Source organism: Xenorhabdus sp. KJ12.1 (assembly GCF_963876495.1).
Taxonomy (GTDB): Bacteria; Pseudomonadota; Gammaproteobacteria; order Enterobacterales; family Enterobacteriaceae; genus Xenorhabdus; species Xenorhabdus stockiae.
This window is the reverse complement of the sequence record NZ_CAWNQH010000024.1, coordinates 120,284-137,051: the sequence shown is the minus strand read 5'-3', so window position 1 is coordinate 137,051 and position 16,768 is coordinate 120,284. Positions and strand designations below refer to the sequence as shown.

Sequence of the window (16,768 nt, the reverse complement as noted above, 5' to 3'; positions counted from 1 at the left end):
TTCCCGGATAATTTGCCCGGTGGCATCCCGTTCATAGCGATAGGTTTCACCGGTGGAGGCGGTGACAGAATTCAACCGGGTCAGGCGGTCATAACCAAAGCGTAATACCGTGCCATCGGGGCGGGTCACTTGATTGAGCAGGTCAAACGCGCCATAAGTGTAGTGCGTGGTACGGCCTTCACCGTCAGTTACAGCCACCACACGCCGTTCACTGTCATAGGCCAGTTGCTGTGTGGTACCATCAGGCAGTTCAACATCGGTCAGGCTACCGTTCAGACTGGCATGGTCGTTGCTGTAACGGTAGTGAGTTTGTTGTTTGAGGGCATCGGTGATTTGGCGCAAGCGCCCTAATTCATCCAGTTGCAGACCGGTGGTTTGACCATCCGGCGTCATCACTGCGGCCAGCCGCTGCTGCTCGTCGTAGGCGTAATGCCACTGACGACCATCCGGCAGCAGGCGCTGGCGTAATTCACCGTGGAGACCGTATTGGTATTCTTCTTTGTTCCCCAACGGATTAGTCAGTGCGGTCAGGTTGCCCTGTTCATCATAGTGAAATTGCCAGCGATCGCCCGTTGGCAGGACACTTTCAGTCAGTTGTCCGTGTTCGTCATAACCGTAATAAAAGGATTCGCCGGTTGGCAGTTTTACTTCGGTCAATCCTCCGTCAGGATTGTAATCAAAGGTGGTGATAGCGCCTGATGGATCAGCTTCCCAGACAATTTGGCTGTTGCGCCATTGGCGGCGGGTAATGCGCCCCAGGGGATCAACTTCGCGGATCACCAGACAGTTGTTATCGTAGTGATGCTGAGTTTCACCGCCCTCTGCATCAATATACGTGGTGATACGGGCGTTATCGTCATAGAGGAAACGGTCGTTCCAGTAGCCACTGGTGGTGGAGGTTGTGAGCACTCGGCCACGATCATCGTAAGTCAGGGTAACATCGGTCTGATCGGTATCGTGCCAGCGGATCATCCGCCCCTGTGCATCATATTCATGCCACAGGTGGTTATGCTGGAAAGCTTCGCATTCGCTCAGATAGCCTTGTGGACCATAGTGACAAGTGACCAATCGCTGCTGTTTTTTCTGTTCAAGATAATCCAGTGTTTGGAGTTGTTGATCCTGATAACCTAGAATCAGCCGGAAACCATCGGTGCGAGTGACTTCAATGAGTTGCGACTGTTTATCGTAGATAAAACGAATCGCGTTCTGACGTCGATCGGTGATCGCAGATAATTTACGGATAGATCCGACGGCATGATTGAAGTGGTAGGTAAGCTGGGACTGGCGATCGGTCAGTTTCAGTTCACCAGTTAATTCTCCCTCTAGAAGGTAATGGGGAATATGCTGATTACGGGCAAGTACCGTGTTATCCGGTGTGCTGAAATCGTAGATCACGCCGTCGGCATCGGTGAAATTTACCTTACCATTGTCTAGGTTCAACAGGCGTGACCAGTCATCTGCCCATTTAGGGCCAAATAGGCCGTTTAAGTTGGCGGTGGAGCGATAGGTACGGGTCAGGGTAATCGACAATAATCCGGGAATAGCGATAACTGGCCAGACTTGCAGGAAGTCACCGGTGGCCATATCGACAGGTTCACCGTTTACGCTACAGGTGCCATTGCAGCTGCCGTCTTTATCGGTAGATTTGTTCTCAACATGGTCTTCTTTAGCGTTTTTGGTTTTGGGAGGAGGGGTCTCTACTACCTCTGCGGATCTCCCCTCAATACGTGCACCTTTTTCTACGACTATAGCTGCTTCACTCGTGTTTGCTGCCACTGCGCCAGCTTCTGCGCCCTTCGCTACCTCACTGGCTTTTCCCACCATTGCACCTGCTTCTGCGATTTCCGCTGCCTCACTGGTTTTTGCCGCCACAGCCCCTACTTCTGCGGCTTTTGCTACCTCGCTGCTTTTTTCCACCATAGTCCCTATTTCTGCAACTTTCGCTATTTCGGTGGTTTTAGTTACTGAACCTGCAGAACTCATGCCTTTTGGACCACCGATGAGCATGGCAATCTCAAATGCTGTCCCGCCTAAACGTTGCCCGGGGGTATCCAGTGTCATCTTGTATTCATCCAGATTAAACTGGTTTGCATTCGCGCGATTGGTATCCGCTATGTTGCTTATCACTTTAGCTTTCTCTTCGGCGTCACTATTGCCAAACACTTTCCCCCAAAAAGCTAACGAATTTGCAGATTCGTCCATATCACGACTGGCATTCAGCATACCGCCCTTGACAGACATTTCAGCCAGTCCAACGACGGTATTACTGGCGGATTTAGCAATCCCTTTCTGTTGCTCAATCGGATTCCATCCTTCTAACGTTGAAAGGTCTTCGCCAGTTTCTTTTGCTTTATCCGCAGCCATATTCCCAATGGCTTTTCCTATTTTTTTTGTTGTCTCCCAGGCAGTTTGTTCTGGCTCTGCTTCTACAGCCACACTGGGGTTAGCTTCATGGGGAGCATTTTGTGAGACACCTGCCTGCCCGACAATACTGCCCAACGTGTTGCCTTCACCAGTCGGGCTGTCATCTCGTGGTTTTTGAGGTAAAGCAATATTGGGTTTGGGATGAGAGTCTTCTTCTTGTTTTTCTTCTTTTTGTTCCCATTCTTTCAGTGGATATTCCCCGTTTTTGAATTTTTCCTCAACCTTATCAGCCAGTTTTTTGTCATAGTCTAACATGAACTTTTTATCAGCCGGAGTCACTCGGGGATTATCAGCGTATTCTGCCTCGACTAAAGCGGGAAGATTTTTTTTAGTTTTTTCTAAATCAGCCAGTGAGCGAACATGGTATTCTCTGCAAAATACCGCCTCATCGCGCCCGCCGTTTATCGTAATTATGACTTCTTTATTTTCTGCCATAGCAAATTTCCTTATGCCCCATTCATCCAAAACTTATCCCCGTGGCGCAGTACCAGCTTGTTGCCGGCACGTACCGTGCGGGGGTGCTCCAGCGGATGGCATTTTCCACCGACAGTGCCACTTTTGATGCCATTTGCCACGCCCGGCTGGTCACCGAGTGTCGTGGGTACAAAACTGCGGGCAAACACCACGACCGGCATGCCATTAGCCCGTACGGTTTTTTCCGGTGCTGAACTGTCCGCCAGTTTTGCCACCACAGGATAAGGGATGGGCGGTGTGGCAGGTCCTATCGGGGTTTTGCACACGTCCGGCAACACACCGATAATCATCCAGGTGCCCGCAGTGCGAGCGATGTAATTATCAGCCATTTTTTTTCCCCTCTTCCAATGGTGCCATTTTCAGCAAGGGGGCATCCGGGTTGATTTCAAACCGGGCTTCGGCGACCCGTACAGGCAGGGAGGCTTTGAAATTCAGTCGGCAGGTCATGTGCAGTGTTCTGGCCTCGCTGTCGATAATGAGCGTATCGAGGCGCATCGGCACGGGTAACAGCACGCCGTTGTGCATGCGCAACAAAATGAACGGACGGTGTCCCGGCAGTTTGACATGCAGGTCACTGTGGGGTGTCAGGCCGCTCAGCGTGATGGCGATATCCGTGTCCGGCCAGTCAATCTGCTGGTCAGCCGGTGCGCCGTTCCAGTAACCGAAGTCAAAATCTTTCGGCAGGTAAGGGTGGCGATGCTCTAACCAGTCGGCATCGTAAGTCCCGGCCAACTGGCGACGGGGTAGCCACGGACGACCGATAAAGCCCATGCCCTGCGGTTGGCAGGCTGGTGTCTCAGGCGGTAATGTGCCAGCCAGTTGCGCTGTAAAATGCTCAGCAGTAAAAGGGGCATCTGACTGGATGATGCGCGGTGCCGGATAGCGAATGAGGTGTTTGGCATTGGCGTACCACGGAGTAATAAACCCCGTTCCCAGTGGATTGGTTTCACAAACCGCATGAGCCACCGGGGCATTTTCTCCGTCAGGATGTCGTTGGCGCTGTTCCGGAGTCAGGCGGTCACGCTCTTTGAGGTGTTTGTTTGCTTTATCGTCTGCCTGAATTTTGCACTCACCCCCGAAAGCGTAGCGATAATCCAGCGGCAGTGTGGTAAAGGTTTTTGGCTCCGTTAGTTGCCAGTGGCCGCTGGCATCACGGATAAATTCCCGCTCGCCAGTGACGGTCAGGGTTTTGTCGAGTAAGGGGTGACCCTGTTGGGTTTTGACCTGCAACCGCACGGGAAATTCAGTGCAAGGTCGGTTATCCGGCGCATAGGCTGTGCCATTAACAATCACATCACAGCGTGGCTTGAAGGGTGCAAGGTCGCTTTCCTGCAACACCTGCGAAGCATTCATCTGCCCGCGATATTCATCCTGTAAACACAGAGGCGGAGCGGGCAGCAGTTCGGCGACGTATTCCCCCTGTCCGGCAGGCATCAGTTGGTAGCCGATTTTCATGACCGCCACGTGATGCTCGGTATCTTCGACATCGAACATTTGATAGTTCATCACCGCGAAAGGGGTGAGGTTACGAAATTCCATCTCAGTCTGTCCTTGTTAGTTCAGGTCGATGTCTTTACCGGTGATTTGTACCGGGCCACTGGCCTCAAATTTGAATTCACTGCCCTGAATGGTGATTTTGCCTGAGCTGTCCATACGTAGGACGCTGGCACCGCATTTCAGCTCAATCACATCACCGGCATTGATGGACAGGGTATTACCGACCGCAATGGATTTATGGCTGCCGACTTGCTCAGTCTGGCTGGCCCCGACGGTGGTATTCATGCTGGTGCCGACAGTCAGGGCGTAGACCATGCCGATAGTTTCCGTGCTGGTCATTTTCACCATTTCATTTTTGTGCTCATTCACCTTGATGGTCTGGTTTTTCTCCACGGTTTCGCTGTGGTTCGCCAGTACATGGGTATCGCGGTTATTGAGCACTTTGGTGTTCATGTCTTTCTGTGCGTGCAAATCCAGCCGTTCACTGCCCTTAGCATCTTCAAACAGCAGTTCGTTATAGCCTTGCCCCTTGTGGGTTTTGGAGCGGAATGCCATCTGGGTTTTGCTGCCCGGTAAGCTCCCCGGCGGGATATTGCTGGCATGGTAAGTACGCCCGGTCACTATCGGTTGGTCGGGGTCACCGTGCAGGAAATCCACCACGACTTCCTGTCCGATACGCGGAATAGCGAGCATACCCCAGCCCTGACCGGCCCACGGTTGGCTGACGCGTATCCAGCAGGAGCTTTGGTCATCGCTCTTACCGTAACGGTCCCACGGAAATTGCAGACGCACGCGCCCGTACTGGTCACAGAAGATTTCTTCACCTGCCGGGCCGACCACTTTGGCAATCTGTGGGCCATCAATCATCGGTTTGGGCCGTGGAGCCGGGCGCCAGTTCTGGTTTTGGCGGATGAAGGTGAAATGACTGTTCAGTGTGGTGCCGGAGCCTGAGTTGGCGGTTTCCAGTGCCTGCGGCTGGCTGCCGCTGTGGCTGGCGGAGACGGTCTGCCATGACTGATTCAGGTCTAAGCGGGGGTGGTTATCTAGAATGAACAGTTTGCCCGGTTGCAGGGCGATGGCATTGCCGCTGCCTTGCCCGGTCTCCGCATCGCTGCGCAGCGCCTCCAGTCGGTAACGGGTGAAATCCTTGCCATGGGCCTCGTCTTTAAAACGACCGGGGTAATCATAATGCTCGTAGTACAGTTGTTGCAGGTTCTCATCCCGCATCTGCTGCTGAAATTCTGCTGGCCATGCCGGGTTCTTGAAGGTGTAATCCTTCAGCTGTACCTGAGCCGGACGGACCTGAGCGCTGCTGGTCAGGCTGCTGACCGCCGGTTCGCCCAGCGTACTGACTTCACCGGGCTGATAGGGCAGGCGTATGCCCGGTGGTACAGAGCCGCAGTCGTCGGCAAACACCAGAGTGTTGCGCCCGTTACTGCATTCGAAAAAGTAGAAAATGCCTTCTTCCGCCGTCAGCCGTTGCAGAAAATCGAAATCGCTTTCCTGATATTGGACGCAGAATTCGCGCTCCGGGTGCGGGTGGCGCAGGTTGAACACGACATCACGGATGCTGTGCTCTTTGAGGATTGTGGTGATGATATTGGCAATGTTGAGTTGCTGGAAAATGCGAGAGTTCTGCCGTAGGGTCGTGCGCCACAGGTCAGGGCGGATGCTCATCCGGTAGGTGGTCTGGTGCAGGCCGGTGTTGCCCTGTTCAAAGCGGGTGACGATGCCGGTGATGCTGCGCTGTTCGATACCGTTTTGCAGAATGGTCAGCGTTGCTGTGCGGTCCAGCACTAGCGGGAAACTAATGGCGGGAATAGCGCTTGCCAGCCCCACTTCCAGTGCAAAGGGGTGAGAGAAGTGTTCGTTCAGGCTGAAGTCGGTGACCACAAAGGTCTGTGCCGGCAATCCGCCTGCCGTCAGGGTAAACAACAGGCCACTGGGGTCAGCGCCCCCCATTGATCCCAATACCTGACCGGCTTGCTGTAACAGCTTACCTGCCGATGAATTACCCATAGCAGTCTGGGTTGTCATCCCGGCTTTTTGTCCGGCTCCATCGGCAAAACCCCCACCATTGATTAGACTACCGGCACCGGCAGCTGTATTACCGCCTGCTCCCGTCAACAGGCCTGTAGCCTGCTTCGCCATTTGTGCAGTTTGCTGTCCTTGTCCCAACAGCGCTTTTCCTTTCTTTAATGTTGTGGCGTGTTTTTTCACTGACATCTATTCTGTCTCCCTGAGATGATGGAATGTTATGCAATAGGCTGTCCCGCCTGATAACAACGCAGGCCATAACATTCGGGCACAAGAGTTAAATTTAACTCAAATTGTTTTTGATAAATTCGTCAATTAAGGATGTTATCCTTTGTTTTTCGATAAATTGAAGGGACGCTGTTATCCAAATATATCGGCGGAACTGTGATAAAAAATGGAAGGCAATAATAAATACCGGATGGGTAAAGGACAAATAAAATCAAGTGGAATAAAAACGATATCTGACAATGGCAGTGTAAAAAATTAAAATGATTGCGGTTGAAAAACAATATCTTTATATAGCGGATATGATTAGTGCATCGAACCGATTAATATCCATAAGGAAAAGGTGTTTATATTTGTAACATATTGATATTAATGAAAAAATAAAATGGTAGTTTTGATAGAATCATGATCATTTGCATTTCATGAGATAGATCACAAAAGAGCTGGTTTTAGAAATAAGAGCTGGAATCACATAATAAGACCCAGCTCTTTATTAAAAATAAAAGTTAATATTTAGGTGAGATCATACCTAAATGTAAATAGCCAAATTAATATCTGGAATATTTAGCAATATGAGAACTAAGTCATTCAGATTGCAATGTCACTTTAACTCAGGTTTTTTTTAAATATCACGTGTGTAATAATTCCGCCAACCAGCCCCCAGAATGCTGAACTGATACCCAGTAAATTTGCGCCAGATGCTGTTATTAAAAAACAGATAATTGCTGCATCTCTTGCGCTTTCATCCTTTATTGCCTGACTCAGGCTGTTGGTAAAAGTACTTAATAAGGCTAACCCAGCTAGAATTTTTATTAATGAAGCCGGAAAACCGCTAAATAGATAGAAAATGACTCCACTAAAAATCCCGGCCAGTAAATAAACAAATCCTGCGCTGATAGCGGCAATATATCGCTTATCTGGATCGGTATGGACGTCATCTCCCATACAAATAGCGGCTGTAATTGCAGCAATACAGATACTAAATCCTCCGAAAGGAGCCAGTATAATTGTCACTAATGATGTACAGATAAGTAATTGAGATGTACGGGGTGGATACCCCCCAGCTTGTAGGATGGCAATTCCCGGTGCATTTTGTGATGCCATGGTGACGATAAAAAATGGAATACCTACGCCAATCAGTGTCGTGATGTTAAATTTTGGCATGACAAATTCAGGCATGGAAAACAGGATGTCTTTGCCTGTTAAGTTTAAATCTCCATTGAAAATACAGATAATTAACCCTGCGGTAAGCGTTGAGATTATTGCGTATAATGGAAAATAACGGCGGAAGATTACGTAAATAAGCAGCATGATTCCACACAACCAAAAGTTGGATTGCAACATTGAGAAAGCATCCAAGCCGAAACGGAGTAATATTCCGGCAAGCATTGCGGCTGCGATGGAGTGTGGAATGTAGTTCATTAGCTTGGCAAATAATCCGGTGATACCGCATATCAGCATTAATGCTGATGCAAAGACAAAAATGCCAATGGCTTCATTGACTGAAGTGTGCGGGAAATGTGTTGCCAAGAGTGCAATTCCCGGTGTTGACCAAGCCGTTAGAATGGGGGTGCGGTAATAAAGTGATAATCCAATTGTTGTAATCCCCATTCCAACACCAAGCATGCCTAACCAGGCACCAATTTGTGATGGTTCAACACCAATGGTTGTCACTGCTTGGAGAATGATTGCAACTGAACTAGCATAACCAACTAATACTGCAACAAAACCTGTAACGAGAGTTGATGGGGAGAGATCCCTAAAAAATGATTGCTTAGGCATATGGTGTCACCTATCGGATGTTATAGCAGACGGTGGTGAGAATATCATCGTCCGTTATAGCATTCAATTATGTATTTATCTTTGAGAAGGCACCAATGAGTGATATCACATCTAAAATTGCCGAGACGTTTAAGTCACTAAGAGCTTCAAGAGGAGTGAGTCTCAGCCAGGCTGCTAAGCTGACTGGCGTCAGTAAAGCAATGCTTGGGCAAATTGAGCGAGGCCAGTCAAGCCCGACAGTGTCCACGTTGTGGAAAATTGCAACAGGTTTTAATGTTGCGTTTTCGACTTTTTTGGAAGGAACGGAGCCACAGCCTGCACTGCATCGGTTTAATGAATTACCGAGCTTTGAACAAAACCATTCAGGTATGAGTGTAAAACCGCTCATTCCTTTTGATGATGAATTTTTCATCGATTTATTCAAAATAGAGTTAGCGCCAGGAGCCTCAAGTGAATCTACTCCTCATGAGTCTGGTGTCGTAGAGCATGTTATTGTGCTTAATGGAGAGTTAGATCTGCGTATCAATGATGAATGGCATAAAGTTTCATCCGGTGAATCTATGCGCTTTTCTGCTGATTGCAGCCATGCTTACGCGAATTCAGGTGATGATGTTGTGGTTATCCATAATCTGATTCATTACCCTCATAAGTAACCGGAATGGATATGGCGACTTAAATCGCCATATTTTGATACTTATTTGGTGTCTGATAGTGTATTGGATGCAGGTAGTGTCACATTGGCTGCTTTTGGATGCAGTGTGTACATACCGCCATTGAAAGGGTCAACGGCCAGCCAGCCAATTAAACCACCAAAGACGAAATTCCCGCCAATATACCATCCATTCGCTTTAGCGACTAATGGCAGGGTAACAGATTGAAAATTTTCTTTTGTGAAGGTAATTTGATATGTCTTACCGCCAAAATAGTGGCCGGTTGATTTTGCCAGCATGACACTTTGTGGGGTGTTGCCACGTGTAATTTCCTGACCGGTTTCATCTTTGATTGAAAACTCTGCGCCAGAAGGTTGACTATTAATTTGGACAAGCTGAGTCTTTTCACCAACGATAGTCGCACAACCGCTGCAAAGCATCACAGCGGATAGTAATAATACACAAATTTTATTCATGAATAATCCGTAAAATAAAAACGATAATTAAATATGCGGCTGATAATACTAATAATATAAGGAGGTATGCAATAGTTTTAATCTATTTATACGGTGAATATAAAACTCAGTTTAATAGTGCTAGTTCTTTACTCAAAATATAATGTGAAAATAAATTAATCTATTTTCAGATAAATGTATAAATGAGTAATGTCAGTTGAGGTTAAAACAGCATGTTATGTCATCAGTATTTACACTGATTAAATATAATTACTAAAATATTAAGATAAAATAAATTAAGTTGTTTTGTTTATGATTTTTTATTAGGGGGGTTAAATAACCCAATAGGAAATATAATTATCTTGACAATGACTTAGTGCTAAGGATATTAATCTATGACATGACAATGTTCTAAAATTATTATTTGATCTATCTAAGATATATCTAATATAACTAATAGATTTTAAATGGCTGATAATAGCAAGGGAGAGGCCATATGAAGAGCCTGATTATAAATCAGTATTCCACCATGCATGCTTTGATGTCAGGGGTATTTGATGGAATGTTTGCAATAGCAGAAATCAGTCAAGGCGGCTCATTTGGTATTGGTTGCTCACATGCGCTCGCAGGTGAAATGATCGCACTGGATGATACCTTTTTTGAAATTCAGGGGGCAGGTAATGTACGTCGGTTTAGTGAGTATGACCAGCTTCCTTTTGCTCAGTTGACATACTTTAATCCCAGTGAGCAGTTTCCCGTTTCGGATATCAGCAAAAAAGATCTTTACTCAGAATTGTCGGCTCAGGTAAATATTGATAATATTTTTGCTGCTGTAAAAATTGAAGGAATATTTAAAAAGGTCTGGTTACGTCGGACTAATTATCAGAAAAAGCCCTATAAGACTTTTATTGAAGCGATTGTCGAACAATCAGAAGAAACATTACACAATGTTTCTGGTGTATTGGTTGGTTTTTGGACGCCTGATATTTTTCACGGTATTTCTGTTTCGGGGTTTCATATTCATTTTATCGATGATGAACGAAAAAATGGTGGTCATGTATTTGACTTTGAACTGAAAAATGGTTTGTTAAGTTATGAGCCAAAACAGAATATAAAAATTCATCTGCCAGAGAATAGTGAATATATCAATGCTGATCTCACTGTTGATGATTTGGATAACGCTATCAGGAAAGCAGAAGGTTGATTAAAAATTTATTGTTTTATTATTGAGTAATGGAGGAAAAGATCGAAACCTTTTCCTCCACTATATTGTTAATTATTCACTTTCAGCGTAGTCGTATATTCAACAGGAACCCAGTCATATTTTTGTTGATTCTGACGGAGATAACCTATTCCGGGGAAGGGTAAATGAGCGGCACCAATTAGCCATTTTTCATCTGACGCTTTTTTAAAGATCGATTTACGTGCTTCAATGGCTTTATTGTTATCTATATCAAATTCAATCGAAACTTCCGGGTGTTCCAACTGTACTGCGTAAAAATGTATCATATCCCCCAAAATCAGCATGTTGTTTTTACCTGAATTCAGCAGGTATGAAGTATGTCCCGGGGTATGACCAGAAGTCGATATTGCTTTAATACCGGGGATAATGTTCTCTCCGCTTTGAAAAGTACGCAGTGCTTTTTTAGCAACATACGGTTCGATGGCATTCAGTGTTTGAGTGATGAATGAACGATTTATTTCAGAGGCTGAAGCGATGGTTTCGGGTGCTTGCCAGAAGTTTTTTTCTTCCTCAGAAATATATAGGGTCGCATTCGGGAATACGATTTCACCACTCGGGGAGGTGATGCCACAGGCGTGGTCCGGGTGCATGTGTGTCAGTAATATTGCTTTAACCGATTCTGGCTGATAACCAGCAGCACGGATACTATTCACAATATTTCCCGCAGTAGGGCCAAAGCAATTGCTGCTACCCGCATCAATCAATACCAAACCTTCTTTGGTGTTGACAAGGTAGGCTGTGATCGCGGTTTGAATACCCTCTTTATTTTCAACTTGGAACATCCGTGTAATCAGACTTTTAATATTGTTAATATCAAGCCCTTTTAATAAAGAAGGAGAAAGATCAACATACCCATCATAAACAGCTGTCACCATTAAATCGCCGAGCATATGGTGGTAATAACCGGGCACCTGATTTACAGGTTGCTCAGCAGATTTGGCCAATGCAGTGGGGATCGCTGTTGTTGTTATGAGACTTGTTAGTGCTAATGTTATTGCGAGATATGATGTTTTTAAAATATTTTTCATTATGTGCTCCGAAGAAATTTAACGGAATATATCCTTCGTCTTTCAAGCTGCCTCTTTGTTGGCTGCGCTCACTCACCCCAGTCACCGTTTTTATAAATATACGGTTATCTATGCTCCCGGGGGTTACTGAGAGGCTCCTCCCTCTCACCGGAGGCCAGCCTTTGGCTGGGAAAATTCGTTCCCGACGAATTTGTTATTCCCTTGCCGCCGCGACGCAACTTGAAATCCATTGGATATGAAATGGTATTAATTTATGTGGATTTAAAATTATTTCAGGAAAATAGAGTAGGGAGATAAAATAAAATCCTGATAAATTAATTACAGAGGATGATATAAAATAAAAAAATAAATAACATGGGGTTATTTAGTCAAAAATATATCTTCCATTATTAAAAAAGATCATTTTTTCGATAAGTTATTTTTTACGTCAGTCATATTCTTGTTCAAACATTCTTGCTCCTGTTCCCGTTTTTCCCAGAATATCATTTGGGTTTCGTAACGGGCATTCTGTCAGGGAAAGGCATCCACAGCCAATGCAACTATCCAGATAGTCACGTAGATGGGTTAATTTTGTAATACGTTGTTCCAACGTATCCCGCCATTGTGAGGAAAGTATGCGCCATTGTTCGGCTGTCAGTTTACTGTTAGGAGGGAATTGACTAAGGACTTCCTGTATTTCCTTCAAGGGAATGCCAGTGCTTTGTGCGACTTTGATAATTGCGATGTAACGTAGTACAACTGCGGGAAAGCGGCGCTGATTTCCTGAATTACGTGAACTTTTTATTAATCCTTTCGATTCATAAAAATGTAGTGTTGATATTGCCACTCCACTACGTTTTGCCACTTCTCCAACCGTTAATGCCCTATTAATATCAATATGTTTATTTTTTTCCATTTCTATTGACCTCAGGTTAACTAGAGGTTTTATAGTGATGTTTGATTTTTTTGTCAAACTTTAAAAGGTTATATTGTTATTCCATATTTTGAAAAGGGTTGTATTTTTTATTTTCATTTCATCTGTGCTTATCAGCATTATTTGTTTTTTCCTTCAATATATGACTGTTATTGAAAAATAACGGATATAAACAGAATATTTATCGACAGGAGCCATTATGGTCAGCCAAATTCATCCGAAGTCATCTTCCCTTTTCCCGGTGCTTTCATCCAGTCTTCAATTGGCACTTATTTCTCTTAATGACTGGGGATTGGTTACTGTTACCGGTATGGATAGCCGGAAATATCTTCAGGGGCAACTGACTGCCGATATCAATATTCTGGCTGAAAACCAGCATGTACTGACGGCTCACTGTGATGCCAAAGGAAAAATGTGGAGTAGTCTGAGGTTATTTCATCGTGATGAAGGGTATGCCTATATTGAGCGTCGAAGTGTAATTGAGATACAGCTTGCTGAATTAAAGAAATATGCGGTGTTCTCTAAAGTTATGGTAGCTGAGGAAACTGAAAGTCTGTTATTGGGTATTGCGGGTGAAAATTGCCGGACTGCATTGGCAGAATTTTTTCCTATTTTGCCAGATGTAAATAATACGGTTATTCAGCATGGTGCTACTACGCTACTTTATTTTTCATCGCCGCAGGAGAGATTTTTATTAATCACAGATACTGTGATGGCCGCAGAGTTAATGGAAAAACTTCCGGCACAGCTAAGTAATAGTGAACAGTGGCTGGCATTAGATATAGAAGCAGGTTTTCCAGTGATTGAGGCTGCTGTCAGCGCACAGCTCGTTCCTCAGGCTGTTAATCTCCATAATATTGAAGGCAGTATTAGTTTTGAAAAAGGGGGGTATATGGGGTTGGCGACAATTGCCCGTACCAAATACCGTGGTGTTAACAAACGGGCCATGTATTGGCTGGTCGGTGATTCCAGTTATCTTCCGGCGGTTGGGAGTGAATTAGAATGGCAGTTGGGTTCCCGCTGGCGCAAAACCGGAATGATCCTCTCTTCCCTCAGATTGGCAGATGGCACAGTTTGGGTTCAGGCAGTACTGGGTAATGAGATGGAGGCTGGCAGTATATTCCGTTTGCCGGGAGATGACGGTTTTTTGCTTACCCTTAAAAATTAGCTGATTTTTAAATTTCAAAATCAAGCCAGGTCGGAATATTTTTATTACCTGCAATGACGCTGTTTTTAATTTTATCCAGCGATAAATCAGGGTTACACAGTAGTACGAATTCCCAGAGATAGTCACGTTGTAACTGGCCATGTTTAACTGCCATCCAGACCATGTTGGGGGAGAAAAGGTGACGGGCCCTGAGTGTGACTAAATCTGGATCGAGGTTATGCTGGCTGGCTGTTTCAGCAACTATTCCGATTCCCAGCCCCAGTTTTACGTAGGTTTTGACTACGTCAGAGTCCTGCGCACTGAGGACAATATCCGGGTTTAGCCGCGCATTGTGAAATGCTTTATCAATCTGAGAACGCCCGGCAATACCGTATCGATAAGTGACTAATGGGTAAGTTGCCAGTTGTTCCAATGTAATATCAGGGTTCCAGACTAGTTCATGTTCCGCAGGAACCAGTAAAGAGTGATGCCAGTCAAACCATGGGAATGCAGTAATATTGCTATTCTGAGTCAGCATTTCTGATGCAATACCAATATCTGCCTCACCGTTAAGTAACATTTTCATGATTTCTGCGGGCGAACCCTGATTAAGTACCAGCCGGATCCCCGGGTAGATTTCACGGAATACTTTTATCACTCGGGGAAGACTATAGCAGGCTTGGGTATGGGTAGTGGCAATGGTCAGCACTCCCTGATGTTGCCCGGTAAAGTGTTCAGCTAATCGTTGAGCTTTGTCAGCATCATTAAGTATGCGGCGTGCAATGGTCAGCATCTCTTTGCCCGGCTCTGTCAGCCCAAGGAACCGCTTACCATGACGAATGAATAACTCAACACCTAATTCTTCTTCCAACTCACGAATATGACGGCTGATGCCTGATTGTGATGTATAGAGCACTTTTGCCACTTCCGTCAGGTTAAAATGGCAGCGCTCTGCTTCACGAATAATTCTTAGCTGTTGAAAGTTCATTGCACCAAGGTTGTCAGAAAAATATTTCATCAATATAGAAATATATTCTCTGGCTAGTAAATAATTTAATTATAAAAGTTATTCTTTTAAGTAATAAATAAATTGTGAATCATGAACCAATCGTAATATACCTGTCGCGCACTACACACGGTATGTTGCGTTCTATTGCCACTTTTTAGATTTACAAAGTAAAAATATTTATTTCTCTTCATTCGCTTCGAGATTTAAAAATGAAATAACTGGTTCTAATCCTGGCTGCATAAGTGGGGTTTCTATGCGTATTTTCTTTTTAGGTGGTCACCGGACATCGTTATCTAAGTCTCGTTTCCTGCCTTGGTTGCTACCGGGATTACTTATTGTGTGCTGGCAAGTTGCTGGTTATGAAGGCTGGCTATCGGATCGTATATTACCCCCTCCTGAAAAGGTACTACAAGCAGGATGGACATTACTGCAAAACGGGGAACTCTGGAGCAATCTTTATATCAGTACCTGGCGTGCTTTGAGTGGGTTTGCCATTGGTGGTACCTGTGGACTCGCATTGGGGGTGATAACAGGGTTGTCAAAAACCGGGGAACGCTTGCTGGATAGCACGGTTCAGATGTTGCGTAATGTTCCCCATTTGGCACTGATCCCGCTGGTTATTTTATGGTTTGGTATTGATGAGCGTGCCAAAATATTTTTAGTTTCTCTGGGGACTTTCTTCCCTATCTACCTTAATACATCTCATGGGATCCGCCATCTTGATCGGGGATTAATTGAGATGGCGCGTAACTATGGGCTCAATGGCTGGCGTTTGTTCTGGCAGGTTATTTTACCGGGAGCAATGCCTTCGATCCTCGTTGGTGTCCGTTTTTCACTCGGCTTAATGTGGCTGACCCTGATTGTTGCTGAAACTATTTCTGCTGATGCCGGAATAGGTTATCTGGCGATGAATGCCCGTGAGTTTTTGCAGACAGATATTGTGGTATTGGCGATTATTCTGTACGCGCTGCTGGGTAAACTGGCTGATATGGTGGCATACGGGCTGGAAGTCTGGTTACTGCGTTGGCATCCGTCATGGCAGACAGGAGGAAGAAACTCATGAAGCATCTGTCGTTAGTTCAGCAAGGGTTAAGCCTCACTCTGGAGGGTGTCAGCAAACAGTTTGGTGAGCGTGAAATCCTTAAATCCCTCAATTTATCCATTCAAAAAGGCCAGTTTGTGGCTATTGTCGGACGTAGTGGCTGTGGCAAAAGCACGTTATTACGCCTGCTTGCGGGGCTGGAATCTGTTTCCGCAGGTAGTCTGAGTGCTGATGGTGATCCCCTGAGTGCTTCTGAGAGTGAAGTACGGATGATGTTTCAGGATGCGCGTCTGCTCCCCTGGAAAAAAGTGATTGATAACGTCGGGCTGGGTCTTAGCGGTAATTGGAAATCGGAAGCACTGGCAGTACTGGAAGCTGTCGGTCTGGCTGACAGAGCGAATGACTGGCCTTCGGCATTGTCGGGAGGACAAAAGCAGCGTGTGGCTTTGGCCCGCGCTCTGATTCACCGCCCCCGTTTATTATTGCTTGATGAGCCGTTTGGCGCACTGGATGCCCTGACTCGTCTGGAAATGCAGCAATTGTTAACGCGACTTTGGCAGCAGTATGGGTTTACCGTCATTTTAGTGACTCATGATGTTCATGAAGCCGTTCTGATCGCAGATCGGATCTTACTGATAGAGCAGGGGGAGATCGGTATGGATCTGGAGATCCCTCTTGGACGTCCCAGAACAATTACGATGCCAACGTTATCAGCATTAGAAGCTCAGGTTCTTGAGGCGATTATGGCTCCGGGTGAGCAGGGGAAGCATGATCGCCATTCGGATTGGCTGCATTCCGGTAAAACGGATAATCCTGAAAGTGCTGCCAGATAATCAGGCATC

General features: G+C 45.7%; 14 protein-coding genes. 5 read left to right on the top strand and 9 right to left on the bottom strand.

Going from position 1 to position 16,768, the window contains the following annotated elements:
- The 5 genes from AACS92_RS03590 to AACS92_RS03570 form a co-directional block, all read right to left on the bottom strand.
- Window positions 1–2,859, bottom strand: a 2,859-nt coding sequence (locus tag AACS92_RS03590; RefSeq protein ID WP_241537938.1) for a DUF6531 domain-containing protein, incomplete at its 3' end; no start/stop codon positions are given.
- A gap of 11 nt (window positions 2,860–2,870) precedes the next feature.
- Window positions 2,871–3,176 (bottom strand): DUF4150 domain-containing protein, encoded by a 306-nt coding sequence (locus AACS92_RS03585; RefSeq protein WP_241537937.1) that lies wholly within the window; start codon window positions 3,174–3,176, stop codon window positions 2,871–2,873.
- Window positions 3,177–3,219: 43 nt separating this feature from the next.
- Window positions 3,220–4,392, bottom strand: coding sequence for a DUF2169 family type VI secretion system accessory protein (locus tag AACS92_RS03580; protein ID WP_241537936.1), 1,173 nt, complete (start codon window positions 4,390–4,392; stop codon window positions 3,220–3,222).
- Between the two features lie 60 nt (window positions 4,393–4,452).
- Window positions 4,453–6,432, bottom strand: coding sequence for a type VI secretion system tip protein TssI/VgrG (tssI, locus tag AACS92_RS03575; RefSeq protein ID WP_445286133.1), 1,980 nt, complete (start codon window positions 6,430–6,432; stop codon window positions 4,453–4,455).
- Between the two features lie 831 nt (window positions 6,433–7,263).
- Window positions 7,264–8,439, bottom strand: coding sequence for a benzoate/H(+) symporter BenE family transporter (locus AACS92_RS03570; RefSeq protein WP_099109988.1), 1,176 nt, complete (start codon window positions 8,437–8,439; stop codon window positions 7,264–7,266).
- A gap of 95 nt (window positions 8,440–8,534) precedes the next feature.
- Between AACS92_RS03570 and AACS92_RS03565 the strand changes: the two genes are divergently transcribed.
- A complete protein-coding gene (locus AACS92_RS03565; protein WP_099109987.1) occupies window positions 8,535–9,092 on the top strand; it encodes a helix-turn-helix domain-containing protein in 558 nt (185 codons plus the stop codon).
- A 41-nt stretch (window positions 9,093–9,133) separates the two neighbouring features.
- On the opposite strand, the gene AACS92_RS03560 is transcribed toward AACS92_RS03565, so the two are convergent.
- Complete coding sequence (locus AACS92_RS03560) at window positions 9,134–9,565, bottom strand: hypothetical protein (protein ID WP_099109986.1); 432 nt, start codon at window positions 9,563–9,565, stop codon at window positions 9,134–9,136.
- A 475-nt stretch (window positions 9,566–10,040) separates the two neighbouring features.
- On the opposite strand from AACS92_RS03560, the gene budA reads away from it, so the two are divergent.
- Window positions 10,041–10,748: an acetolactate decarboxylase gene (gene budA / locus AACS92_RS03555; RefSeq protein WP_099109985.1), complete on the top strand. Its 708-nt coding sequence runs from the start codon at window positions 10,041–10,043 to the stop codon at window positions 10,746–10,748.
- A gap of 68 nt (window positions 10,749–10,816) precedes the next feature.
- Here budA and AACS92_RS03550 read toward each other — a convergent pair whose 3' ends face one another.
- The gene (locus tag AACS92_RS03550) at window positions 10,817–11,815 is read right to left on the bottom strand and encodes an MBL fold metallo-hydrolase (RefSeq protein ID WP_099109984.1); all 999 of its coding nucleotides are present in this window, start codon (window positions 11,813–11,815) and stop codon (window positions 10,817–10,819) included.
- A gap of 427 nt (window positions 11,816–12,242) precedes the next feature.
- Entirely contained in the window at window positions 12,243–12,710 is a 468-nt protein-coding gene (gene soxR / locus AACS92_RS03545) for a redox-sensitive transcriptional activator SoxR (RefSeq protein WP_099109983.1), read from the bottom strand.
- Between the two features lie 217 nt (window positions 12,711–12,927).
- Between soxR and ygfZ the strand changes: the two genes are divergently transcribed.
- Window positions 12,928–13,896, top strand: a complete 969-nt coding sequence (gene ygfZ, locus AACS92_RS03540; protein ID WP_099109982.1) for a tRNA-modifying protein YgfZ — start codon at window positions 12,928–12,930, stop codon at window positions 13,894–13,896.
- Window positions 13,897–13,903: 7 nt separating this feature from the next.
- Here the strand turns inward: ygfZ and cbl are convergent, their stop codons facing one another.
- Entirely contained in the window at window positions 13,904–14,863 is a 960-nt protein-coding gene (cbl, locus tag AACS92_RS03535) for an HTH-type transcriptional regulator Cbl (RefSeq protein WP_099109998.1), read from the bottom strand.
- Window positions 14,864–15,137: 274 nt separating this feature from the next.
- Between cbl and ssuC the strand changes: the two genes are divergently transcribed.
- Together ssuC and ssuB are read left to right on the top strand one after the other, a co-directional pair.
- Window positions 15,138–15,947: an aliphatic sulfonate ABC transporter permease SsuC gene (gene ssuC, locus AACS92_RS03530; protein ID WP_099109981.1), complete on the top strand. Its 810-nt coding sequence runs from the start codon at window positions 15,138–15,140 to the stop codon at window positions 15,945–15,947.
- On the top strand, window positions 15,944–16,759 hold the full coding sequence (ssuB, locus tag AACS92_RS03525; protein WP_099109980.1) for an aliphatic sulfonates ABC transporter ATP-binding protein: 816 nt from the start codon (window positions 15,944–15,946) through the stop codon (window positions 16,757–16,759). Before ssuC ends, ssuB begins: the two co-directional genes overlap by 4 nt.
- Window positions 16,760–16,768: the final 9 nt, after the last annotated feature.

Bases quoted from the DNA above. Each gene is read 5' to 3' on its own strand.
- AACS92_RS03580 (WP_241537936.1), bottom strand. From the start codon at position 4,392: ATGTTCGATGTCGAAGATACCGAGCATCACGTGGCGGTCATGAAAATC.
- tssI (WP_445286133.1), bottom strand. From the start codon at position 6,432: ATGACAACCCAGACTGCTATGGGTAATTCATCGGCAGGTAAGCTGTTA.
- AACS92_RS03570 (WP_099109988.1), bottom strand. From the start codon at position 8,439: ATGCCTAAGCAATCATTTTTTAGGGATCTCTCCCCATCAACTCTCGTT.
- AACS92_RS03565 (WP_099109987.1), top strand. From the start codon at position 8,535: ATGAGTGATATCACATCTAAAATTGCCGAGACGTTTAAGTCACTAAGA.
- AACS92_RS03560 (WP_099109986.1), bottom strand. From the start codon at position 9,565: ATGAATAAAATTTGTGTATTATTACTATCCGCTGTGATGCTTTGCAGC.
- budA (WP_099109985.1), top strand. From the start codon at position 10,041: ATGAAGAGCCTGATTATAAATCAGTATTCCACCATGCATGCTTTGATG.
- AACS92_RS03550 (WP_099109984.1), bottom strand. From the start codon at position 11,815: ATGAAAAATATTTTAAAAACATCATATCTCGCAATAACATTAGCACTA.
- soxR (WP_099109983.1), bottom strand. From the start codon at position 12,710: ATGGAAAAAAATAAACATATTGATATTAATAGGGCATTAACGGTTGGA.
- ygfZ (WP_099109982.1), top strand. From the start codon at position 12,928: ATGGTCAGCCAAATTCATCCGAAGTCATCTTCCCTTTTCCCGGTGCTT.
- cbl (WP_099109998.1), bottom strand. From the start codon at position 14,863: ATGAACTTTCAACAGCTAAGAATTATTCGTGAAGCAGAGCGCTGCCAT.
- ssuC (WP_099109981.1), top strand. From the start codon at position 15,138: ATGCGTATTTTCTTTTTAGGTGGTCACCGGACATCGTTATCTAAGTCT.
- ssuB (WP_099109980.1), top strand. From the start codon at position 15,944: ATGAAGCATCTGTCGTTAGTTCAGCAAGGGTTAAGCCTCACTCTGGAG.